The organism is Mucilaginibacter mallensis, from assembly GCF_900105165.1.
In the GTDB taxonomy this organism is placed as follows: domain Bacteria; phylum Bacteroidota; class Bacteroidia; order Sphingobacteriales; family Sphingobacteriaceae; genus Mucilaginibacter; species Mucilaginibacter mallensis.
In genome coordinates, this window is sequence record NZ_LT629740.1 from 401,058 (window position 1) to 426,464 (window position 25,407).

17 protein-coding genes are annotated in these 25,407 nt (G+C 42.3%); 14 read left to right on the forward strand and 3 right to left on the reverse strand.

Going from position 1 to position 25,407, the window contains the following annotated elements:
• The 7 genes from lptC to BLU33_RS01720 all read left to right on the forward strand — a co-directional run bounded on the left by lptC (position 1) and on the right by BLU33_RS01720 (position 8,022).
• Positions 1 to 576 carry an LPS export ABC transporter periplasmic protein LptC gene (gene lptC, locus BLU33_RS01690; protein WP_091368297.1) on the forward strand — a complete coding sequence of 192 codons (576 nt, stop codon included), beginning with the start codon at positions 1 to 3 and terminating at the stop codon, positions 574 to 576.
• Positions 577 to 711: 135 nt separating this feature from the next.
• Entirely contained in the window at positions 712 to 2,787 is a 2,076-nt protein-coding gene (locus tag BLU33_RS01695) for a SurA N-terminal domain-containing protein (RefSeq protein ID WP_232009371.1), read from the forward strand.
• A 69-nt stretch (positions 2,788 to 2,856) separates the two neighbouring features.
• Positions 2,857 to 3,372: a DUF2480 family protein gene (locus BLU33_RS01700; protein WP_091368303.1), complete on the forward strand. Its 516-nt coding sequence runs from the start codon at positions 2,857 to 2,859 to the stop codon at positions 3,370 to 3,372.
• 288 nt (positions 3,373 to 3,660) lie between these two features.
• Complete coding sequence (locus BLU33_RS01705; protein WP_091368305.1) at positions 3,661 to 4,440, forward strand: DUF3108 domain-containing protein; 780 nt, start codon at positions 3,661 to 3,663, stop codon at positions 4,438 to 4,440.
• A 4-nt stretch (positions 4,441 to 4,444) separates the two neighbouring features.
• Positions 4,445 to 5,008, forward strand: coding sequence for a DUF3109 family protein (locus BLU33_RS01710; RefSeq protein ID WP_091368308.1), 564 nt, complete (start codon positions 4,445 to 4,447; stop codon positions 5,006 to 5,008).
• A gap of 238 nt (positions 5,009 to 5,246) precedes the next feature.
• Entirely contained in the window at positions 5,247 to 6,383 is a 1,137-nt protein-coding gene (gene gmd, locus BLU33_RS01715) for a GDP-mannose 4,6-dehydratase (RefSeq protein WP_091368310.1), read from the forward strand.
• Positions 6,384 to 6,408: 25 nt separating this feature from the next.
• Positions 6,409 to 8,022 (forward strand): gliding motility protein RemB, encoded by a 1,614-nt coding sequence (locus tag BLU33_RS01720; RefSeq protein WP_091368313.1) that lies wholly within the window; start codon positions 6,409 to 6,411, stop codon positions 8,020 to 8,022.
• Positions 8,023 to 8,154: 132 nt separating this feature from the next.
• Here BLU33_RS01720 and dxs read toward each other — a convergent pair whose 3' ends face one another.
• Complete coding sequence (gene dxs, locus BLU33_RS01725; RefSeq protein WP_091380088.1) at positions 8,155 to 10,083, reverse strand: 1-deoxy-D-xylulose-5-phosphate synthase; 1,929 nt, start codon at positions 10,081 to 10,083, stop codon at positions 8,155 to 8,157.
• Between the two features lie 132 nt (positions 10,084 to 10,215).
• On the opposite strand from dxs, the gene BLU33_RS01730 reads away from it, so the two are divergent.
• The 5 genes from BLU33_RS01730 to BLU33_RS01755 all read left to right on the forward strand — a co-directional run bounded on the left by BLU33_RS01730 (position 10,216) and on the right by BLU33_RS01755 (position 19,924).
• Positions 10,216 to 10,977, forward strand: coding sequence for a segregation and condensation protein A (locus BLU33_RS01730; protein WP_091368314.1), 762 nt, complete (start codon positions 10,216 to 10,218; stop codon positions 10,975 to 10,977).
• Positions 10,978 to 11,216: 239 nt separating this feature from the next.
• Entirely contained in the window at positions 11,217 to 12,089 is an 873-nt protein-coding gene (locus BLU33_RS01735; RefSeq protein ID WP_091368317.1) for a PfkB family carbohydrate kinase, read from the forward strand.
• An 836-nt stretch (positions 12,090 to 12,925) separates the two neighbouring features.
• A complete protein-coding gene (locus BLU33_RS01745) occupies positions 12,926 to 15,325 on the forward strand; it encodes an ABC transporter permease (RefSeq protein ID WP_091368323.1) in 2,400 nt (799 codons plus the stop codon).
• A gap of 178 nt (positions 15,326 to 15,503) precedes the next feature.
• Positions 15,504 to 16,790: a serine hydroxymethyltransferase gene (gene glyA / locus BLU33_RS01750; protein ID WP_091368327.1), complete on the forward strand. Its 1,287-nt coding sequence runs from the start codon at positions 15,504 to 15,506 to the stop codon at positions 16,788 to 16,790.
• A gap of 5 nt (positions 16,791 to 16,795) precedes the next feature.
• Positions 16,796 to 19,924, forward strand: coding sequence for a PAS domain-containing protein (locus tag BLU33_RS01755; RefSeq protein ID WP_232009462.1), 3,129 nt, complete (start codon positions 16,796 to 16,798; stop codon positions 19,922 to 19,924).
• Positions 19,925 to 20,108: 184 nt separating this feature from the next.
• Here the strand turns inward: BLU33_RS01755 and BLU33_RS01760 are convergent, their stop codons facing one another.
• Complete coding sequence (locus tag BLU33_RS01760) at positions 20,109 to 20,807, reverse strand: ComF family protein (protein WP_091368333.1); 699 nt, start codon at positions 20,805 to 20,807, stop codon at positions 20,109 to 20,111.
• Between the two features lie 325 nt (positions 20,808 to 21,132).
• The gene (rlmN, locus tag BLU33_RS01765; RefSeq protein ID WP_091368336.1) at positions 21,133 to 22,200 is read right to left on the reverse strand and encodes a 23S rRNA (adenine(2503)-C(2))-methyltransferase RlmN; all 1,068 of its coding nucleotides are present in this window, start codon (positions 22,198 to 22,200) and stop codon (positions 21,133 to 21,135) included.
• Positions 22,201 to 22,355: 155 nt separating this feature from the next.
• Here rlmN and BLU33_RS01770 point away from each other — a divergent pair, with 155 nt between their 5' ends.
• A complete protein-coding gene (locus BLU33_RS01770; RefSeq protein ID WP_091368338.1) occupies positions 22,356 to 23,531 on the forward strand; it encodes an amidohydrolase family protein in 1,176 nt (391 codons plus the stop codon).
• A gap of 23 nt (positions 23,532 to 23,554) precedes the next feature.
• Entirely contained in the window at positions 23,555 to 25,066 is a 1,512-nt protein-coding gene (locus BLU33_RS01775) for a carboxylesterase/lipase family protein (protein WP_091368341.1), read from the forward strand.
• The last annotated feature ends 341 nt before the right edge of the window (positions 25,067 to 25,407 follow it).

A 25,407-nucleotide genomic window follows, 5' to 3' on the forward strand; every position in this document is an offset into this window, starting at 1 on the left:
ATGTATAGTCGGGCAAAACAGGTATTAACAATATGCTTGCCGGCACTTATTGCAGGTATGCTGCTAAGCGCCTGTGAAAACGACCTGAAAAAAGTTAAAGAAATATCACAGAACCAGATAAATATGGATGTTGACACCATACATGTTGTCAACATCATTTTCAGCGATTCTGCAAGGGTTAAGTTTACTATTAATGCCCCGCTGTTATTACAGCACACCGGTAAAAAGCAGTATAACGTAATGCCAAACGGTGTTCATATTAATATTTACGATAAGAATCTGAGCCAGATAGGCACCCTAACTGCTGATACGGGTATCCAGCGTGAAGATGAGAACCGGATTGAATTTCATAAAAATGTGGTTGCCCGCAATGCAAAAGGCGAAACATTTAAATCAGACGAATTGATCTGGGATCAGACATCCAAATTAATGCATTCAAATAAAGCAGTGCAAATTACCATGGCAAACGGCGATATTATGAATGGTATAGGCTTTCAAAGCGACCAAACCCTTGCTCATTGGACCATCACAAAATCTACAGGCATCTTCAATGTAACAGATGCGCCAACACAATAATTCACAACGTTTTCAGTATTTTTTTTTGTGTTAAAATATTTTGCTAAAAGTTGTATCTTGCGCCTCTTTTTTGAGTACTAATAATATTATATATAAAATTGTTTTATGGGAATAATGGGTTTTTTGCGTAACCGAATGGGGCTAATATTAGTCATCGTTATTGGTTTTGCACTTTTTGCTTTTATCGCAGGTGAGGTTATACATTATGGGAGCTCGTTTTTTCACGGCGATAGTAATGAAATAGGCGAAGTAGCCGGCGAAAAGATAGCGTATGATGATTTCAACAAAAGAGTTGAAGAAAATACGGCGAATTTCAAACAACAATCTCGCCAGGATGAGATCAATCCGCAGATCACAAGTTACATTCAGGAAAATACCTGGAACCAGGTAGTTAGTGAAAAAATTCTTGAAAAAGAGATGGATAAGCTGGGCCTGGTTGTAGGTGATGATGAAATTAAATCATTAATACAAGGTGATAACCCAAGTCCGCAGATCATACAGGCTTTCGGTAATCCGCAAACCGGTCAGGTTGACAGAACCAAGCTGATGAACTTTTTAAGCAACCTGTCAGCAGCGAAAGCTGATGACCCGATAAGGGCACGCTGGGATGCTTTTGTACAGCAAATAGTTGATAACAAACGTAACGAGAAATACCTGTCACTGGTATCAAACAGTTTATACGTTAATTCACTTGAGGCTAAGGATGATTATGAAGCAAAAAACCAACTGGCTAACTTTAAATATGTAAAGCTTGATTACGCTTCTATTCCTGATAGCAAGGTTACGCCTACTGATGATGATTACCAGAGCTATTATAATGATCACAAGCAATCATTTGATAATTCACAGGAAACACGCAGCTTAGCTTACGTATCCTTCAACGCGGCTCCTTCAAAAGACGATTCATCAGCAATAAAAACTCAGGTAGAAAAATTAGTTCCTGAATTTAAGGCAAGCACTAACGATTCACTTTTTGTTGAGGTTAACGCTGATACAAAAACGCCAATGGTTTATCAGCATAAAGGTCAGCTTGATCCTAAGCTTGATTCAGTAATGTTTAGCGCTGCCCCGGGTTTTGTATATGGTCCGTACCTTTCAACCGGAAGCTATAAAATTGCTAAGCTGGTTGATTCACGCGTTGGTCCTGATTCAGTAACCGCAAGGCATATATTACTACCGGTAAATGGTGGTGTTGATAAAGCATTAAAGACAGCCGATTCACTTAAAAGCTTAATACAAGGCGGTAAATCATTTGCCGACTTAGCTAAAATGTACTCAGTTGATAAAGGTTCTGCCGATAAAGGTGGCGATTTAGGAACATTTGGCCGTGGTGCAATGGTGCCGGTATTTGAAGATGCCGCGTTTAACGGCAAAAAAGGCGACATTAAAGTGGTTACTTCACAATTTGGTGTACACATCATCCAGATCATGGATCAAAAAGGATCATCAAAAGTAGTTAAGGTAGCCATTGTTGATAAGGCGTTAAGTGCAAGTACTGCTACACAATCTGCGGCATACAGCAAAGCACAGGCTTTCCTGGGTACAGTAAATAATGACAACTTTACCGAGCAGGCTCAAAAATCAGGCTTAAAAGTATTGCTTGCCCCTGATGTTACTGCAACAGCAGCAAGCTTTGGCGCTGTTACCAATGGCCGCGAGGTGGTAAGATGGGCATACAAAGCCAGCGGTGGCGATGTGTCAGACCAGGTATTTACCATTGGCGATCAATATATAGTAGCTCAGTTAACAACCATAAAGTCTAAAGGTATTTTACCTTTAGAAGCTGTAAAAACACAGATAAAACCATTTGTTATAACCGAAGTTAAAGCAAAAATACTGACTGATAAATTGCAGAATGCGTTAAACGGTTCATCAAATATCGACCAGGTGGCTCAAAAAGCCGGTAGCCAGGTTGTTCCCATACAGAACATAGTATTAGCTAACCCTGTAATACCAGGTGGCGCTGCTGAATATAAATTGATAGGTACTGTGTTTGGCTCACAGCCGGGCAAACTGTCAAAACCGGTTGAAGGCCAGGCAGGTGTTTTTGTATTTGTGGTTGATAACTTTATAAAACCAGCACCGCTTACAAACGCGGTAAGGCAGAAACAAGAAATAGGCCAGGCGCTGTTACAGCGCTCCGGTCAGCAGATACTTGACGCCCTGAAAGATAAGGCGAATGTAAAAGATTACAGGGTTAAGTTCTTATAATCAAATTTAAAGTATTTTTGTATCCGGAAATCACGTGTTGTGGTTTCCGGATTTTTTATTTTAAATACCATGGATATACAGGAAAATATAGTGAATAAGGTTGCACAAAGTGGTTTGATCACTTTGGATCCGGCTTCTTTTTATCCGCAGGGCGAACGTGTGGTATACGATATTAAGGATAACCTGTTTATGGAACTGATATTACGCGAAAAAGATTTCAGGGAGTTTGTAAAAGCACACGACTGGGCGCAATATCAGGGCAAAAACGTAGCTATCACCTGCTCTGCCGATGCCGTTGTACCGGCCTGGGCCTACATGCTATTGGCAAACAAAATGGCCCCTTATGCCAGCGAAATTGTTTTTGGCGATGCTGCAGTACTAGAGACTGTATTGTTTTTAAAGGGAATAACCACATTGGACGTGGAACAATACCGCGATCAGCGTATAGTGATAAAAGGCTGTGGTGATATTGATGTACCAGTTTCGGCCTATGTAGAGCTCACTAAGAAATTAACCCCCGTAGTTAAAAGTATGATGTTTGGCGAGCCATGCTCAACAGTACCTATTTATAAAAGAAGGGATTAGTTTTTTTGTCGATAACTTATAGGTGTTCGGAAGATTAAAAAAGGGTGTCATGCTGAGGCACTCGAAGCATGCGGGCAAAGGCCTTTACGGTTACCCTTCGAGTGCCTCAGGGTGACCCCGGGCTAAATATTTGTAAGAAAATATATCTTCCAAACGCTTATGGTCGGTAGTCATTAGGTATTGTTTATTAGTTCATTTTACTAAAAGTTTACAATAAAATCTTAAACCAGTAGTTTTAGGCAGAAGTGTTACCTTTAAAATAAAGACCTAGCACTAAGTACTTACCAGATGAAATTATACCTTTTAGTAGTCCTGTTTTTAACAAGCTGTTTTAGTGAAGTATATGCACAGGAACTAACCAAAATAAATGAGCCTGTTTTTAAAGTTGGCGAACAACTGAGCTATAAGCTAAAGTATGGTATTTTTACCGCCGCCACAGCCGACCTGCGGGTGGAGAGCACTGATGTAAAATTTAACGGGCAGCCTGCATTTCATATCATCGCCGAAGGCAAAACAGCAGGAACTTTTGATTTTTTTTACAAAGTGCGTAACCGTTACGAAACTTTTGTTGATGAGAAGACATTGCTGCCTTATTTTTATGAAGAGAATAGGCACGAATCAAATTACAAACACAGCGATAAGGTAACTTTTGATCACCAGAAGGGCAAAATAACAGCTAACAAAGGTACTTATCCGCTAAAGGGGCAAACATTTGATTTTTTATCAGCTTATTATTTTGCCCGTAGTATTGATGTTTCAAAGATGCGTATTGGCGAAAAATTTGAGCTTCATTATTTTTTAGAAGACACTGTAAACACACTGGGAATAACCTATGTTGGCAAAGAAAAAGTAAGTTGCTCGTTAGGTACGTTTAATTGTCTTAAATTTAACCCCACAATTGTACCGGGCCGTATTTTTAAAAAGAACAGCAAGTTATACTTGTGGATAACCGATGATGCCAACAGGATACCTGTAAAGGCGCAGGTTGAAGTAATACTAGGTAGTTTAACAATGGATCTGGCTGATGCCAAAGGGCTTAAGTTTCCATTAAATAAAGTAAGTAAATAAAGAGATGATAGAGGTAGGGAATATTTTGGTGCACGAGGACGTTGTAAAAAACAACTTTGTATGCAACCTGAACAAGTGTAAAGGGGCCTGTTGTTTAGAGGGCGACTCAGGTGCGCCGCTAAACGCCGATGAGCTGGATATACTTAAAGAAATATATCCCAAAGTAAAACCTTACATGAATGCCAAAGGTATTGCCACTGTAGAACGGGAAGGTACCCATGTAACCGATTTTGAAGGTGATTATACCACCCCTTGTGTTGATATAAATAAAGAATGCGCTTACGTGGTATTTGAAGGCGGCATTACCAAATGCGCTATTGAGAAAGCCTACGAGCATGGCGATATCAGTTGGAAAAAACCTATCTCCTGCCATTTATACCCTATCCGCATAACTAAATACCCCGAATTTGATGTATTGAACTACGATCGCTGGAGTATATGCAGCCCTGCCTGCTCTTTTGGCGACGAACTTAAAGTGCCGGTATACCAATTTCTGAAGGGGCCACTGATCCGCAAATATGGTGAGGCATGGTACCAGGAGCTGGAAGATACCGTTGCTGGGATATAATAAGCTGCCTTCTTATATCTTTCCGTCATGCTGAACTTGTTTCAGCATCCCACAAAATGAGCAATCATGCAAGTTCCACACATTGCTAATGAGGTGCTGAAACAAGTTCAGCATGACTTAAATGTTGGACGCATCCTACTGTATTAAAGAAAAAACTCCACAACTCTTCATACCATACCCTGCTTTTGCAATTAAATTGATAATATTGTAATATTATAAGCTTATTATAATATTATTGATGAAAGTAGCTTTAATAACAGGTGTAACAGGGCAGGATGGCGCTTACTTAGCTGAGTTTCTATTGAAAAAGGGCTATGAAGTGCATGGTGTTAAAAGAAGGGCTTCATCATTTAATACAGAACGCATTGATCATCTGTATCACGACCCGCATGAGCCGAATGTTAAATTCAAGCTGCATTACGGCGATCTTACCGACTCAACCAATCTGATAAGGCTTGTACAGGAAATACAGCCTGATGAAATATATAATCTTGCCGCTCAAAGCCACGTTAAAGTGAGTTTTGATACACCTGAGTATACTGCCAATGCCGATGGTGTTGGGGTACTACGTATACTTGAAGCTGTACGATTATTGGGCCTTACCCAAAAAACACGTATTTACCAAGCATCTACCTCCGAGCTTTATGGCCTGGTACAGGCAGTGCCGCAAAGTGAAACTACGCCATTTTATCCACGCTCGCCATATGCGGTAGCCAAATTATACGGCTACTGGATCATCGTAAACTATCGCGAAGCTTATAATATGTATGCCTGCAACGGTATATTATTTAACCACGAAAGCCCGGTACGGGGTGAAACTTTTGTAACCCGTAAAATTACCCGCGCGGCATCAAAAATTGCGTTAGGTTTGCAAACTTGTTTATATGTAGGTAACTTGTCGGCACAGCGCGATTGGGGCCATGCTAAAGACTATATTGAGGCTATGTGGCTGATGCTGCAGCAGGATACCCCCGAAGATTACGTAATTGCTACAGGTGTAACAACAACCGTACGCGATTTTATAAAAATGGCTTTTGCTGAATTAGGTATAGAAATAGAATTCAGCGGTAAGGATGAAAACGAGCGGGGTGTTATTATTGATATAGATGAGCAAAAGATTGAAGAGATGGGCTTAAGCGCCGATGCTTTAAGATTTGGCCAAACCGTAGTTAAGGTAGATCCTAAATATTTCAGGCCGACCGAAGTTGACCTGTTAATAGGCGATGCCACAAAAGCGAATGAAAAACTAGGCTGGAAACCTAAATACGACCTACAGGCACTGGTTAGCGATATGATGCAATCAGACCTTCACCTGGTTAAAAAAGACGATTACTTAAAAAAGGGTGGCTTCCAAACACTCAATTATTTTGAATAGTGCACATAATAGTTTAACATTATATATGAAAAGAATTTTAGGCAGCATTTTATTAGTATTAGCAATTGTTGGTGTTGCCCATTCTCAATCGCAATATCAGCCCTATTCGTATGATTTTTATCAGAAACTGGATGCTGATGCCTATTCAACCACTACCCGTGAGCATACTGCATTAAGGCCATTTTTTGTGGATGATTCCATCTTAAAAGTTCATTATGATTCATTAATGAACATCAATAACGATGGTAAAAAACATGGCTGGGGATATAATAAACTATTTAATGAACACCTGATCGATATCAAATCAGCCAACAGTACTTTTTATGCTGATCTTTTACCCGATTTTACCATGGGTAAGAACTACCTGGGTGGTAAAGAAAGCACTTCACTGGTATCCTACGGCTTTCAATTTGGGGGTACTATAAGCAATAAGTTTTCTTACAATTTCACAGGCTTTGAAAACCAGGGCAATTTCCCGGAATATATATCAACCTATATCAACCAAACGGGTATAATCCCGGGCCAGGCACGTGCCAAAATATATGGACTAGACAGCTACGACTGGCAGGACTATACCGCCAATGTATCTTTTACCCCCAATAAATACCTGAATATTACCTTAGGGCACGATAAAACCTTTATAGGCGATGGTTACCGCTCAACATTGCTATCTGATTACGCTTCGCCATACCCCTTCCTGAAATTAACCGCCGACCTGGGCAATGTGAAATACATGGTAATGTGGGCCTATTTTAATGACCCTATTGATCTGGATGCCAATGGCAATGACCGGACCAAATGGGGCGTTTTCCATTATTTAGACTGGAATGTAAGCAACCGTCTTTCATTCGGTTTCTTTGACTCCATCATTTGGTATAACCGGGACAATGCAGGCAACTACCGTGGCTTTGATGTAACGTATTTACAACCAATCACCTTCCTTCGCCCGCTTGAGGCATCAAACGGGTCACCGGATAATGCTTTGATTGGCTTTACAGGAAAATACAAGATCACCAATGGTATAACCGCATATGGGCAGTTTACTTTGGATGAGTTCCAGGCAAAACAATTCTTTACTGATGGTGGTAGCTCACGAAATAAATATGCATGGCAATTCGGTTTCAGAGGAGCAAATATGTTTGACGTAAAAGGATTAAATTATTTAATAGAAACCAACGGTGCCAAACCATATACCTACTCCGAACGCGGCCCTATAATTAGCTACACCGCAAACGGTGAACCACTAGGCCAGCCATGGGGTGCCAACTACCGCGAAGTGGTTGCGTTGCTAAACTACAGCTACAAAAGATTTGATTTTTCGGGTGAGGGTGATTACGGCCGCTATGGCCTCGATATTAATGGCCTTAACTACGGTAAAGATCCATTCCAGGACTATACTACCCCAGCAAAGCTTGAAGGCAATTACATAGGCCAGGGCTTAACCACCAATTTATATTATCTTGAAGGTAAAGTAGCCTATATCCTTAACCCTAAATACAACTTGCGCCTTGAACTTAGCGGCATTTACCGCGACGAAAAGAATGCCCAGTTCAATGATAAAACAGGTCTTGTAACGATTGGTATCCGCAGCTCATTCCGCGCTGTGTATAATGATCTGGCTAGTTTTCAGACGCATTAATTATTAGATGTGCAAATGTGCGGATATGCAGATGTGCAAATGATTTAAATGCACAGGTTTAATCAATAAACACACATTTATACATTGTCTTCTCCTTAATCTGCACATACGCACATCTGCATATTTGCACATTTAAGATGCAATCGTATGTGTATTGCGTTTCTCTACCACGCTTTTAACTTTCTCTGCTATTGAGTTAGCATCATAACCAGCTTCGGCCCAAAGCTCGGGTTGCTCGCCGTGTTCTATATAGCGGTCGGGGATACCCATACGTATCACCTGTGAGTGGTAGTTATTATCGGCCATAAACTCAAGTACAGCGCTTCCCATGCCGCCTTCAATGCAGCCATCCTCAACAGTAATCACCTTATTGAATTTGCTGAACACATCGTGCAGTAAAGCTTCATCTAATGGTTTTACAAAGCGCAGGTCATAGTGTGCAGGGTTGTAGCCTTCGGCGTTTAGGGCGGTCGTAGCTTTAACTACCTCGTTGCCTATAGCACCTATACTCAATATGGCAAGTTCTTCGCCATCGCATATCTTGCGGCCCTTGCCAACAGGTATAGCTTTCATAGGGCGCTGCCAGTCAACCATCACACCGTTACCACGCGGGTAGCGTATGCTGAACGGCCCCATATCATCCTGCTGGGCAGTATACATCAGGTTGCGCAGTTCTTCCTCATTCATCGGTGCCGATACGATCATGTTCGGTATGCAACGCATATAAGCCAGGTCGTAAGCGCCATGATGGGTTGGCCCGTCCGCGCCTGCTATACCGGCTCTATCGAGACAAAACACTACGTTCAGCTTTTGTATAGCTACGTCATGTATCACCTGGTCATATGCCCGCTGCATAAAGCTGGAGTATATATTACAAAAAGGTATCAGTCCCTGTGTAGCTAAACCTGCGGAAAATGTAACGGCATGCTGTTCGGCAATACCCACATCAAACGCGCGGTTTGGCATAGCCTTCATCATCAGGTTTAATGAACAACCCGATGGCATTGCCGGGGTAATGCCCATAATTTTAGGGTTTTGCTCGGCAAGCTCAATTATGGTATGGCCAAATACATCCTGGTATTTTGGTGGCTGTGGCTTTTCGTGCTTGGTCTTTTTGATCTCGCCGGTTATCTTATCAAATAAGCCGGGCGCATGCCATTTGGTCTGGTCTTTTTCAGCCAGTGCATAACCCTTGCCTTTTGTGGTAACACAATGCAGTAATTTTGGCCCCGGTATATCGCGCAGATCATTCAGCACCTTAACCAGGTGCTTTACATCATGCCCGTCAATCGGCCCAAAATAGCGGAACTGTAAAGCCTCAAAAAAGTTACTGCGTTTAAGCAGCGTGCCCTTGATGCTTTTTTCTATCTTTTTAGCTATTTTAAAGGCATCGGGCCCAATAGCTGATAGTTTATTCAATACATGTGCAATATCGTCCCTAAAGCGGTTATATGGCTTCGAGGTGGTTATATCTGTTAAGTATTCCTTCAAGGCACCCACGTTCGGGTCAATTGCCATGTTGTTATCATTCAAAATAACCAGCAGGTTCGAGTTTTCGATCCCGGCATGGTTCAACGCTTCAAAAGCTATACCTGCGGTCATGGCACCATCACCAATTACGGCTACGTGCTGCCTGTCGGTTTCGCCCTTATATTGCGACGCAACAGCCATACCTAATGCTACCGAAATAGAGGTAGATGAGTGACCGACGCCAAAGGCGTCATATATACTTTCGGATCGTTTTGGGAAACCGCTTATGCCTTTGTAAAGACGATTTGTATGAAACTGATCGCGGCGACCAGTTAATATCTTGTGGCCATAAGCCTGGTGCCCTACATCCCAAACCAGTTGATCGTAAGGTGTGTTTAATATATATTGCAGGGCAACGGTTAATTCCACAACACCTAAACTGGCAGCAAAGTGGCCTCCGTTTACCGAAACAATATCAATAATATACTGGCGCAACTCCTGGCAAACCTGTTCAAGTTGATCCTCGGTAAGTTTCTTTAAATCAGAAGGGTAGTATATATCTTGTAATAAATTACCGGCCGGTACCTGCATTGCCATTAGTCAGAGTATTTAAACTTACAAAGTAAGTTATTTAATTGTTAAAAATAAGATAAACTGAGCGTTAATTATTGTTTTCTTCCGTGATTTTATTTTTTGATGATAATTAGCTTAATTTGATAGCAAATGACAGAAGAAAGCTTTGAGATCAGGTTGCCGCAATTTGAAGGTCCCTTTGATCTGCTGCTTTTTTTTATCGAACGGGATGAGCTCGACATTCATGATATCCCCATTGCCCGTATTGCCGACGATTTCCTGAACTACATACACCATATGGCCAGCCTCGATATGGAAATTGCCAGTGAGTTTATTTATGTAGCCGCCACGCTCATGCGCATCAAAGCTAAAATGTTGCTGCCGCGATACGAGGTGGATGAGGCTGGTAATGAGATCGACCACAAAGAGGACCTGATACGAAAGCTGATTGAATACAAAAAGATAAAGGTAGTATGCGAAGAACTGCGCCCTTTTGAGGACGAGCGCTTTAAGCAGGAAAAACGAGGCAACATTGGCGCCGACCTGGAGCAGGTTGAAAAAGTAGCACTCCCCGGCGATGAATTGCAGGAGATAAGCCTGTACAAGCTGATGATGGTTTACGAACGCCTGATGCGCAATTACGAGCTGCGCGAAAAGCAGGTTACCCACACCATTGTACAATACCCCTATACTATAGAAAAGCAAAAGGCGGCTATAAGTCAGCTGTTAAAGATCAACAAGATGCTTGATTTTAAGGCCATGGCATCCTACTCCGAAAATAAGGTGCATTTTGTATATAACTTTTTAGCGATGCTCGAAATGCTGCAACAGGAATTGGTGGAGATACAAATAGGTTTAGGTTATAATAATTTTTGGATCTCAGAAAAAGGGGATGAACCAGGATTAAACTGATTAAGTTGATTTTCAGGGTGTTTTCTAATTTTTTTACATTCCCTCCCGACGGGAGGGGTGCTGCAGAAATGCGTGCAAAGGCAGGGAGGGGTCTCTACCAGCGAATTTTATCGAACAAACCCCTATCTTCCCAAAGGAAGGAATCGCACAGGCCGGGCTCGATTTTATGTTGGTAATAGAAATCTCACGATATTCCACTAATCCTCAATCACTAACCACAAATCATTATTTTTGCCGCCATGTACGATATCTGCTGCATAGGCCACATCACATCTGATAAAGTAGTTAACACCCAAACCACTCTTTATATGCCGGGGGGTACGGCCTTTTATTTTTCCTACGCGCTGAACAAGCTCGATGTAAAATACCTGCTGGTTACTGCCCTTGCAGAAACAGAAATGCATTACGTGAACGACCTGCGCGCTAAAGGCATCGAAATAAAAGTACAGCCCAGCGCCCATACCGTTTACTTTGAGAATATCTACGGCGAAAACCAGGACGAGCGTACCCAAAATGTATTACAGGTTGCTGACCGGTTCAATCCGGAACAAATACAATCGGTAAGTGCCAAGATATTCCACCTCGGCCCTTTGCTGGCTAATGATTTTTCGGCTGAATTTGTTAAAAGTATAGCAGGCCGGGGATTGATAAGTCTGGATGTACAGGGCTACCTGCGCAAGGTTGAGAACAAAAAGGTGTACGCTACCGGCTGGGCCGGTAAAAAGGAAATCTTACTCTATATAGATATCCTGAAAGCCGATGTTGCCGAACTCCGTGCATTAACCGGCTGTGATGAGTTAAATGACGGCATTATGCAATTAACTGATTGGGGGGTAAAAGAAATAGTGATCACCAACGGCAGCCAGGGTTCATGGATCTATAGCGATGATATTTTGTATACGATACCGGCCCATTCGCCCAAAATAGTGATTGACGCCACCGGCTGCGGCGATACCTATATGGCAGGCTATTTATACAAGCGTGTTAATGGTGTTGGCATTCAGGAATCCGGCGAATTTGCCGCGGCTATGTCGGGGTTAAAAACTGCTGCGATGGGTGCTTTTAAAGGTACGGAGGTAGATGTGATTCAGTTTATGGGGAACCGGGATTAAACGGATTTATTTGATTTTCGGGGTATCTCTTCGCGCGTCATTGCGAGCGATAGTGTGGCAATCCCCGACTGTGCAAGGCGAAGTTGCATACTGTAGACATATCGCTTTAAGCCGCTCATTGCCGCGGAGGCTAGTTCTTTTGTCTTGATACAAAAGAACCAAAAACCGACCGGAGGGAGCTCATGAACACCTTAAAAAACAAACAATATGTGAATAAATCAAGATAACAAGGATGCTTCCCCGCTCCCTGCCGGTTCTTCACGCTTTTTTCGCTGTTCGGTACATTCGTACCTCACATCACACAAAAAGCTAAACCGTCATTCCCGCCTCTACGCTGGCCCGCCCTTGTTGTCAGGGCCTGCGCTTTTTTGATCAAGAGAATGAGAGTCATGCTGAGCGATAGTCGAAGCATGAGGGCAAAGGCCTCTACGCTCATGCTTCGACTATCGCTCAGCATGACACCTTACACTTTTTTTCCTTCCCCGTCAGTAGAACAGCTTCGGGTGAAATCAGGCAAAACGATGGTGGCCTTGTGCAGTGGCAGGGCATAGCAGATTTTTACAGAAGGGCAAAGGCCAGGTGTGTAGCGACAGCAGGGTAAAAATATAGCAGCCCAGGTTTTGCCTAATTTGCAGGGCGAAGGCCTTGTGCGGCAAAGAAGCCTTTCTACTGACTTGATTTTTTGTTTCTTTTGTATCAAGACAAAAGAAATAGGCCATAGCGGCTATGAGCGATACCAAGCGACTAACAAATCATTTCACATAATATTATCTATAAAGTAAATCTAAATCCCTGCCTTTTCCTTATCTTCCACTTTACAAATCAATCCCTTAACCATGTTAAAAAGCTACTTCAAAATCGCCTGGAGGAACCTGTGGAAGAACAAAGTTTTTTCCCTCATCAATATATTTGGCCTTTCGGTAGGTATAGCCTTTACGCTGCTTATTGGCGCGTATGTATGGGGCGAGCTGCAGGTAAACCAGCAGCTTAAGAATGCCGATAACCAATACATCATCATGAGTAAATGGAAGGACCCGGCTATGGGGGCTGATTATACTTCCATCGCGCAGCTGTCACGTGCGCTAAAAGATAATTACCCCGGCCTGGTAGCCAACTATTATAATTCCGACCCTGCATTCACCAATGTATCAAAAGGTGATATGCATTTTCATGAAAGTTTGCTGGTGGGCGATAGTACCCTATTGAATATGTATGGCTTTAAGCTGCTTTATGGCGATGTAAAAACCGCTTTGATCGAGCCTTATTCGGTGGTGATAACGACGCAGATGGCCAAAAAATATTTCGGAAAAACGGATGTGGTTGGGCAAACACTAAATTTCGAGAGCTTCGCGGGCAGTAACCATGATTTTATGGTCACCGCGGTATTGGATGAACTGCCACGCAACACCGTTACCGACTTAAACGGCAGAACTATACAGTTCTTTTTTAATGCCAGCGTTAATAAATTTTTTGAGCGTGGTATGGATGGCTGGGACAACTCGGCCACAATTGATCATATCGAACTGAAACAAGGTGTCGACCCCAAGGCGGTGGAACGGGCCATGGTGGTGTTGCTAAAGAAGAATGCTTCTGATGATATCAACCAAAACCTGACGCCCTACCTGCTAAAAATGAAGGACTATAACTTGTTGGCCAATAATGGCACCATAAAAAAAATGACCTGGACGCTCTCCTGCATCGCCCTGTTTATTTTGCTGATGGCGGTTATCAACTTTGTGAATATCTGTATCGGTCGTGCTTCAGGCAGGATGAAGGAGATGGGCATACGCAAGGTGATGGGTGGTTTGCGCAAGCAACTCGTGTGGCAGTTCCTTGCCGAATCGGTACTGATGGTAATGCTGGCTACTATTTTGGCGCTGATCATCTACACCATAGCAAGGCCATATTTTGGTGCGGCTTTGGGCAGGGATATCATGAGCCTTATTGATTTTCCTGTGTATTTCTTCCCGCTGCCGTTTGTCTTCGCCTTGATGATCGGTTTGCTCGCAGGTATTTATCCGGCGCTGGTATTATCAGCATTAAAATCTGTCGACTCGCTAAAGGGAAAACTCGCTACAGTAAAAGAGAGTGTACTGTTCCGTAAAACGCTGGTGGCATTCCAGTTTACAACAGCGGCTGTTGTTTTTATAGGCGTAGTGATTATTTCGCAACAGATCAGTCTATTTTTTAGCAATAACCTGGGCTATAATAAGGATTATATAGTTTACGCCCAACTACCCCGCGATTGGTCACCAAAAGGTGTAAAAAAGATGGAGGCTATCCGTTATCAAATGGCGCAAATGCCGCAGGTAAGCAGTGTTTCGCTTTCATTTGAAATCCCCGACGGAATCAATGGTGGAAGTGTACCCATTTATAAGCAAGGCTCAGATCCATCAAAAACTGTAACTACGCAGGGATTAACAGCAGATAATCAATATGCGGCCACTTACAATATACCCCTAAAAGCAGGCTCATTTTTTAGTCCGATTTATAATGCAGCTGATTCCACCCAAATAGTGATCAATGAAACGGAGGCAAAAGCGTTGGGGTGGAACAACCCCAATGATGCCATTGGGCGCAAGATCATGTACTGGGATCAGCCATACACCATCAGCGGCGTCACCGCCGATTTTCATTTTGGATCGATGCAGGCCAAGATACTGCCCATCACCTTTATTAATGTAAACCGCTCGCCTTATTACCGTTATTTCTCATTCAGGGTTAAACCCGGCGACCTGCAAAAAAGCGCGGAGGCCCTGCAAAAGAAATGGGCCGAGCTATTACCCGGCGAACCTTTTGAATATCATTTTATGGATGATGCCCTTAACCGGCTATATACAAGCGAGATCCAGCTGCAAAAGGCTGCTTATATTGCCACCGTATTATCCATCATAATTGTATTGCTTGGCGTGTTAGGTTTAATATCACTCAGTATTCAAAAACGTACCAAAGAGATAGGCATCCGCAAAGTGCTGGGCTCATCAGTCGTGGGTATTACAACGCTGTTCCTGAAAGATTTTTTGGGCGTAGTGATGATCGCAGGTTTGATCGCTTGTCCGGTGGCTTATCTCGTTATGCAAAAATGGCTGAGCAATTATGCTTACCGCATCAATATATCATTAACACCGTTTGTTTTTTCTGTAGCCTTGCTTGCGGGCATAACCGCTTTATTAATTATCCTCCAAACCATAAAAGCAGCTTTCACCAACCCCATAAAAAGCTTAAGGAGCGAATGAGCAAAAAAGCTGAAAGGTAAAAAGGTAAAAGCAGGGAGATTAATACCTAATCAAAAAACCTTTTAGCTTTTACCTTTTACCTTTTTGCTGCCTTATTTGGCAATAGTCAAAAAAACCTTTAAGCTTTAACCTTTTAACTTTTAGCTTTTTGCTACCTTAGCGGCGTTTAAGCATCACAATGAAAAGAGACAAATTAATATTCAAATTATTAGACGAAGAACAACAACGCCAGGAAGAAGGCATTGAGCTTATCGCATCTGAAAACTTTGTAAGCCTGCAGGTAATGGAAGCCGCGGGATCAGTAGCTACCAACAAATATGCCGAGGGCTTACCCGGCAAACGTTATTATGGCGGCTGCCAGGTAGTTGATGAAATTGAAACCATTGCTATTGAACGCGCAAAGCAGTTGTTTAATGCTGAATGGGCAAACGTGCAGCCACACTCTGGCGCACAGGCAAACGCGGCAGTTATGCTGGCCTGCCTTAATCCAGGCGATAAAATATTAGGGTTTGATCTTTCTCACGGTGGGCACTTAACACATGGTTCAGCAGTGAATTTCTCGGGTAAATTATATGAGCCTCATTTTTATGGGGTTAGAAAAGATACCGGTTATGTTGACTACGATCAGCTTAAGGAAGTAGCCCTGCGCGAAAAGCCTAAAATGATCATCTGCGGTGCTTCGGCTTACTCGCGCGATTGGGATTATGAGTTTATCCGTAAAGTAGCTGATGAAATTGGCGCTTTGGTTTTGGCTGATATCTCACACCCATCAGGCCTAATAGCACGTGGTTTATTAACCGATCCGCTGCCGCATTGCCATATTGTTACTACCACTACCCACAAAACATTGCGTGGCCCGCGTGGCGGCCTAATCTTATTAGGTAAGGACTTTGAAAACCCATGGGGTTTAAAAACACCAAAAGGCGAAGTAAAAATGATGTCGGCTTTGCTGGATATGGCTGTTTTCCCGGGCACACAAGGTGGCCCATTGGAGCATATCATAGCTGCAAAGGCAATTGCCTTTGGCGAGGCATTGACTGATGACTACATGAAGTATATCGTACAGGTTAAATTGAATGCCGCAGCCATGGCAAAAGCATTTATTGATCGCGGATACGAGATTGTATCTGGCGGAACAGATAATCATTTAATCCTTATCGACCTTAGGAATAAAAATATTACCGGAAAAGCTGCTGAAAATGCACTTGTTACAGCGGATATTACCGTAAATAAGAACATGGTGCCTTATGATGATAAGTCGCCGTTTGTAACTTCAGGTATCCGTGTGGGTACTGCCGCCATAACAACCCGTGGCATGAAGGAAAAGCAAATGGAACACATTGTTGAATTAATAGATAATGTAATTACCAATCCAGATAATGAACTTTCCTTAAAGAAAATACGTAAGAGAGTTCATAAGCTGATGGATGACTATCCACTATATAAACTTAAAGGCACTGATTGATAAAAGTGATTACGCATCATACTCTTACCGGAAATGAAGATCAACGGTTAAAAGCCCTTGATTCCTACAATGTTTTAAATACATTGCCCGAGAAAGAGTATGATGCTATAACACGCCTGGCATCCTATATATGCCAGGTTCCTATTGCCCTTATTACCTTAATTGATGCCGACCGGCAATGGGTAAAATCAAGAATAGGTTTGGATAATGAGGGGGGGAATATGCCCCGGCAGGAGGCATTTTGCAATCACACCATCCTTGATGATACCATACTTGAAGTTAATGATTCCTTTGAGTCTGATACTTTTAAAGATAACAACCTCGTTTTAGGCGAGCCGCATATCAGGTTTTATGCAGGTGCCCCGCTAATTGACCCTGATGGCCATCGTTTAGGCGCATTATGTGTTATTGATAATGTGCCACGTACACTCACCTCTGAACAAAAGGATGCACTGCGCACATTGGCTAACGAGGTAATGTCGCACCTGGTATTGCGTAAGCAAAAGCGGGAGCTTGAAGCATCGCTTGCCGTTCATAAAGATTTCTTTACACTCTTCAATAATTCCTCCGAGGTACATTTTATTGCCGATAAGGATTCCAATATCGAATTGATAAATGATGCGGTGCTCAGCGTGCTGGGTTATACGCCGCAACAGGCAATGGGGCGTTCATTATGGCAGTTTGTAGTTGGCACGAACAGCCGCGATCAGTTTGTGCCGCTTATTGAAAAGGCAATAGCTACGCAGCGCCCGTTTGAACTGGAAACAGAAACCATAACTGCCGACAATGAGGCGAAATGGATAAGCTGGTGTGCTGTACACAAAGAAGGAAAATGGTATGCCAGCGGTAGGGACATTACCTATCAAAAGCATTTATTGGCGCAAATGGAGCAGCTTTCGCTGGTGGCTAGTAAGGTGCGTAACGGTGTGGTTATAAGCAACACCAGCGATGAAGTGATATGGATAAATGAGGCCTTTGAGCGGATAACAGGCTATGATTTAAACGATGTTGAAAATAAGACATTAAGAAATACGCTTAACGGCGAGCCTACAGCAGAGAGTAAAAAAATATTGGATGAGGCTATACCAAATAAGCAGCCTTATGAAATAGAATTGCTTTTCAACAGGAAGGACGGGCAACCGAAATGGATATCCATAGTCAATTCTATTGTTTACGATGCCAACGGCAATATTGACAAATATATACGTGTAATAATTGATATTACTGCACGCAAAACTGCCGAAAAAGATCTTGAAATACTATCATTCGCAGCCGAAAAGACCCCTAGCGGTTCATTAATACGTGATGCTGACGGCAATGTGATATGGATGAATGAAGCCCTCGAGCGTATTTTAGGCTATACGCTTAAAGAGATGAAAGGCAAAACTTTTGGTACTATGCTTTTAGGCGAAGGAACCAATATGCATGTATATAATGGAGCGGTTGATGCTGCTGAGCAGAACAAAACCTATGAGATTGAGATAAAGGTTTATAAAAAGGATAGGACACCCATTTGGGTATTTATATCCAATAGCCCTTTACTAAATGAAGTTGGTGTTGTGGAACGTCAAATAGGTGTTATAGTAGATATTACAGAGCGCAAAAAAGCCGATGAGCAATTAAAAATGCTCTCCTTGGTAGCCAGCAATACCACGAGCGGCGTGGTAATAAATGATAGTGACGGCAATGTAGAATGGATCAATAGTGCGTTTGAGAAAATTACCGGATATAATATTAACGATGTTAAGGGCAGGCATTTGGGTGATGCCCTTAAAGGTGAACTTACTGATATAGCCATTATAGAGCGGGCTCGGGATCTTTCAAAAAATAAACAATCATTTGAGGTTGATCTGCTGGCTTACCGCAAGGATGGGCAGATGCTGTGGATCTCAGTCATCAATTCGGTTATTATTGACAGTGAGGGTGAAGTTGATAAATATATTGAGGTTATTATTGATATCACCTCCAAAAAGAAGGTGGAGCTGGAACTCATATCGGCTAAGGAACAGGCATTGCAATTGAACAGGGCCAAGGATATGTTCATTTCGGTGATGAGCCATGAGATACGCACCCCATTGAATGCGGTAATTGGCATGTCACACTTATTATTGGATGAAGATCCGCTGGAATCGCAAAAAGAGAACCTGAGCGTTCTTAAATTTTCAGCCGAAAATTTGATGAAGCTGATAAACGATGTGCTTGATTTTACCAAAATTGAAACCGGTAACGTACAGCTGGAGAAAGCGGGCGTTAACCTGCGCGGACTGGTGCAAAGCGTTACCAACTCGCTGCAATACCGGGCCAATGAAAAGGATATCTACATAAAACAAAGTGTTGATCCAGATGTTCCGCCAATGGTTATTGCGGATAGCGCGCGCCTTATTCAAATATTGCTGAACCTGGTGAGTAACTCTGTTAAATTTACCGAAAAGGGTGGTGTAACCATTGATCTGAAAGTTTTGGAGCAAAATACTGATACGGTACGTATACGGTTTGCAGTTATTGATACGGGTATAGGCATTGCACCTGATAAACAAGGAACTATATTTGAATCGTTTAAACAGGCAGAGCTTGATACTACACGTAAATATGGTGGTACGGGCCTGGGGCTTGCTATTAGTAAAAGATTGGTAGAGCTGCATGATTCAAGAATAAACGTTGATAGCGTGCTTGGGCAGGGATCAACATTTTGGTTTACAATAACATTTAACAAGGCTGATAGCCACGTGCTTAATGCGAGTAAAATGGATATGGGATTAGACATAAATGTATTGGTAGTTGATGATAATCAGATCAACCGCATACTGGTTAACAAAGTGCTTAAGAAATGGGGCACCACTGTGGACTTTGCCGAAAATGGCAAGGAAGCCATTGACAAGATAGAAGCTAATAGAAACTACGATGTTGTATTGATGGATGTACACATGCCGGTAATGGGTGGGTTGGAAGCAACCGAGATACTGCGGGCTAAAGATGAAACCTATTTTCAACAATTACCTATACTTGCCCTAACCGCATCCATGCTGAGTAACGAGGTAAATCAAATGATAGAATCAGGCATGAACGATTTCATCCTTAAACCCTTTGAACCCAAAACGCTTTACGATAAACTGAGTAAATACCAGAAGCAGTAGGTCAAAAGTCAAAAGTCAAAAGTCAAAAGTCAAAAGTCAAAAGTCAAAAGTCAAAAGTCAAAAGTCAAAAGTCAAAAGTCAAAAGTCAAAAGTCAAAAGTCAAAAGGGCATTATGTTAAGCAGTAAATCAAAACATCCTGTAAATTCATAAAATTCGTTAAATCCTGGTTCCTATTCCTGGTTTTTACTCCGCATACGCAATAGTAGCAATACTCAATTTCAACCCTTCTATCTTCAATAACTCAATCCCGCAGGCCTCCAGCGTTGCGCCGGTAGTTATCACATCATCAACCAGTAATACATGCTTGTTTATTAAGCTTTCGGGGTTATTTATAGTAAACACATCCTGCATATTCTCAAACCGCAGGAACCGCGATTTATGGGTTTGTGTTTCGGTTGCCTTTGCACGCACGAGATTATTAACTTCAACAACAGCATTCAGCTTTTGCGCTAATCCCTCAGCAAAGCAGGCGCTTTGATTATAGCCTCGCTCCTTTAACCTGCTTTTATGCAGCGGCACAGGTATGATCACATCAACCGAATTAAAAACAGGGCTCTTTGCCAGTTGTCCACCTGAAATATTGCCTAACAGATTTCCTATCTTTTGCATGCCCTTATACTTAAAATGATGCATCAGGTTTTGAATCCTGCCACCTTTGGCAAAAAAGTACAGTGCATAGGCACCTTCAAGTTTAATCTTTCCCCAAAACTGCCGGGCAACAATATTGTCGGGCTGTAAATGAAAATTGGTTTGTGGTAAGTGGTACAGGCAATCGGTACAAATTACATGCTCATTAGCCATCAAGCTCTCCCCGCAAGCCGGGCAAAGCTCTGGAAAAAATAAGGCAACAAAATCAGCAAGATAACCGCGGGATAGTTTCACGGTAGTAAGTTAGGGGAGAAAAAGGGAATAACGAAATTTCCCTCAACCCTCTTTGCGGTTTACCGCAGAGAGGGTGGTCGAGCGGAGCAACGACCGGGTGAGTCAGCGGAGCGCGTCGAAGCTCCGCGTTAGTGATAGGAGTGGATACCGGCCCACTTCGAGGGCCTCAGTGCAGGCTGAGCCTAAAGCCTGCAGGCGTATGAGCGCATAGCACGGCCGCAGGCAACGCCCTAATAATTCATTCAATAAAATCTTTGCGTATCTCTGTGAAAGCTTCGTGCCCTTTGTGGTTAAAAACAAATTTAATCTGCCACAAAAATGGGCTTTACTCCTGCACCGCTTTTTCCTTATCCTTAATCGCCAGCTGCCCGCAAGCTGCGTCAATATCCTTGCCGCGACTACGGCGTAAGTTGGTATTGATGCCCTGTTTGCGCAGGTATTCGGCAAAAACTTCAATCTTATCCTCACCGGCATTTATAAAATTGGCGAAGGCTATGGGGTTATATTCAATAATATTCACCTTGCATGGCAGGTGCTTGCAAAATTTTGCCAGTTCAATGGCATCCTGCAAAGTATCGTTAAAGCCATCAAAAACAATGTACTCGTAGGTTACCGGGTTCTTGGTTTTGGCGTAGTAGTATTTTAATGCCTCGGCCAGTGCTTTTAACGAGTTTTGCTCATTTATAGGCATTATGGTGTTACGCTTTTCGTCGTTAGCGGCATGCAGGGATAGCGCCAGGTTAAACTTCACCTGGTCGTCGCCCAGTTTTTTTATCATTTTTGCTATGCCCGCGGTTGATACGGTGATGCGCTTGGCAGCCATATTAAGCCCGTCTTCCGATGTTATTTTTTCGACCGAATCCATTACGTTCTTGTAGTTCAGCAATGGTTCGCCCATGCCCATGTACACAATGTTGGTTAATGGCTGCCCGTAATTTTCCATGGCCTGCTTGCTTATTAACACAACCTGATCGTAAATTTCATCGGGGTTAAGGTTGCGTTTGCGCTCCATATAACCGGTGGCACAAAACTTACAGGTAAGGCTGCAGCCCACTTGCGATGATACGCAGGCTGTCATTCTGCCCGGTGTAGGAATTAAAACACCCTCAATTAGGTGGGTATCATGTAAAATAAAAGAATTTTTTATAGTTTTATCTGCACTAAACTGTGAGTTGTTAATTTTTACGTTATTTATAACAAAATTTTCGTCCAGTTTATTACGAAGTTCTTTTGAAATATTGCTCATTTCATCGAAAGAGAAACATGATTTTTTCCAAAGCCATTCATAAACTTGTTTTGCCCTGAAGCTTTTTTCGTCCATACGGATAAAGTGCTCTTGCAGAGTTTGCAGGCTAATGCTGCGGATATCAATTTTGTCTTTTTTAATGCTCACTTTGCAAAGGTACTGAAATAAAAAAAAAGTAACTTTTTTTAGTATATTCTTTTTGTCAAATTAAAAACAATAACTTTAAGTTAATTGTAAATGTTTTATAGATTTGGTTGGTATATTTTAAAAGGTTTTTTAGAAGATACTAAGTATATGATTTAATGAAAAGTTTTAAAGCCGATTATGTTTTCCCTGTTTATGCCGAACCAATTAAAAATGGAATTGTTACAGTTGATGATTATGGCAGGATCATTTCAGTTACAGATTATCAGCCCGCATCAGATCAAAATCAGCCCCTTGAACACCTAAGCGGCATTATTTGCCCCGGATTTATAAACACACATTGTCATCTTGAACTTTCACACCTGGAGGGTAAGGTACCCACAAAAACAGGCCTGGTCGATTTCATCAAACAGATACTAAAGGTACGTAATGGCGAGCATCAATTAATTATTGAAGCTGCCGAAAAAGCCGACAGCGACATGTATGATAATGGCATAGTTGCCGTTGGCGATATATCAAACAATAATGTTACCATCCAAATAAAAGCCAAAAGTAAATTATACTACCACACTTTTGTGGAGATACTGGGTTTTTTGCCGCACAATGCCAATGAATTGTATGCCAATGGTTTAATGTTGCTGAATGAGTTCAGGCCGCAATCATGCTCCATAACACCGCATGCACCGTATTCGGTATCAAAAGAATTATTCAGGCTGATAAAAAAATATTCAGATTCAGGCGTTAAAAATCTGCTGAGTATCCATAACCAGGAATGCGATGATGAGAATAAGTTCTTCCGCTATAAATTGGGTAAGTTTAATGAGCTGTACGAGTTCTTTGGTATGGATACCAGCCACTTTAAGCCCCAGGCCCGTAACTCCATGCAATCCATAATCCCATTGCTAACCAGCAAGCAGGATATTTTAATGGTGCATAATACCTGTACTAATCTTAAGGACATCTATTTTCTTAAACGTTTCGACCGTAAAATAAACTGGTGCTTTTGCCCCAATGCTAATTTATATATCGAGAACCGGGTACCAAAGATCAATCTGTTTATTGATCAGGGCTTTAACATCACCCTGGGTACCGATAGCCTGGCATCAAACACCAAGCTGTGCATACTGCATGAAATGAAAACCATTCAGCAAAAGTTCCCGGTTATTACTACAGCTAAGCTAATGGAGTGGGGAACAATTAACGGGGCCCAGTTTTTAGGTATCGATGCGGAAAAAGGCAGCCTTGAACCCGGCAAAACACCCGGACTAAATTTAATTACCAATGTTGATGGACTTAAACTAACCCCGGAATCAAAAGTTAGGCGATTAATTTAAATGCGATACTAATCTTTATAAGAATGCTCCCAGCAATCAGGTCTGTAATTTTATTTATGGCGATTTGCATCGCCTGCAAAGCATCAGCCCAAAACAATGACCCTGTTGTTAAAACCGACAAAGGATATATACGCGGGATAGTTGAAAATAATATCCAGGTTTTTAAAGGCATACCCTATGCTGCTCCGCCCGCCGGCGATTTACGATTTATGCCCCCGGCAACCCACCAACTGTGGACAGATACCTTAGCCGCTACAAAGTTTGGCCCGGTTGCTACACAATATTCAGGTAATAAAGTTATTGGTTCCGAAGATTGCCTTTCATTAAACCTGTACACCCCAAAAACCGATAATCATAAACGGGCGGTAGTAGTTTGGATACACGGCGGCAGCATGACAAACGGCTCGGGCAAAGGGATGAACGGCCATGCCTTTGCCGATCATGATGATATTATAACCATCACCATTAATTACAGGCTTGGCGCTTTTGGTTTTTTATATATGGGCGATGTGGGTAAGCGTTACGCACAATCAGGTAATTGTGGAGTACTGGACGTAATAGCAGCGCTTAAATGGATTAAACAAAACATCACCTCCTTTGGCGGCGACCCCAACAGGGTTACCATTATGGGCGAATCTGCAGGCGCAAAGCTCATCAGCGCTGTGATGGTTTCGCCATTATCCAAAGGCTTATTTCAGCAATATATTGCCGAAAGCGGATCAGTTCAGTGTATCCGCGATACCGTTACTGCTAAAAACGCAAGACTGCGGATCTTAAATAAAATGGGACTAACCGCGCTTGATGTTAAAAAATTCTTAACGCTGCCTGCTGATTCTATTATAAAGATACAGGGAATGGTGTGCGAAGGCATTGGCGGCAATTCTTTTTTAGGGCCGGTTTATGATGGGGCAACAATTACCGGCGATGCTTATAAATATGCAGCCAGTGGTCAAATGCCAAAAATAAAAGCGCTCATCGGCACAAATGAATACGAGGCTGCAGCCTTCGTTGGTCCGAATAGCGATCTGAAGGATATAAACAAAACTGTTTTTAAACCATTATTTGAAGATGGCGCGCCAATGGTTTATGCGGCTTATCAGCAGCAGCTAAAAACAGATTCGCCGTATGCCGCCGAGGTAAAAGTACTCACACAGTATATGTACCAGATGCATTCTTACCGCTTTGCAAAAGTGCTGGCCCAAAATAACATACCGGTTTGGATGTACCGCTTTAAATACGATAACGGCAAATCATTCGGTGCCAGGCACGGTGAAGAACTGCAATACATCTGGAACATAAATAACCCCAACACCATAACCGACAGCGCGAAAAAGCAATTAACTATTAATCTGCACGGTGCATGGGTAACCTTTATAAAAACCGGCAATCCCAATACATCATCAAACCCAAAATGGCCAGAATACAACAGCAACACCCGCCAGGTTATGCTGTTTGATACAACCGATAGTGTGACTAACCTAAAAGAAGTTTATGATGATAAAAGCTTCCCGTCACAAGTATTTATGCTGAAGTAAAGAATTAAGATGAGCTTCATCCACATTACAGCAAAGACTTAAGACTAAATACTATACTAAATTCCGTAAGCAAAAAAGCTTCGGGCGAAATCAGGCAAAACGATGGTGGCCAGAAGCGTGGCAGGGCATAGCAAATTTTACAGAAGCGGTGGCTTTGTGCGAGCGACAGCAGGGTAAAAGATTGCAGCCCAGGTTTTGCCTGATTTGCAGCGCAGGCCCTGTGCGAAAAGAAGCCTCTTTGCTGACTTGATTTTTTGTTTCTTTTGTATCAAGACAAAAGAAATAGCCTTAGCGGCAATGAGCGCGAATCATTAAATAAACCACAAAATACTTTTAAAAAA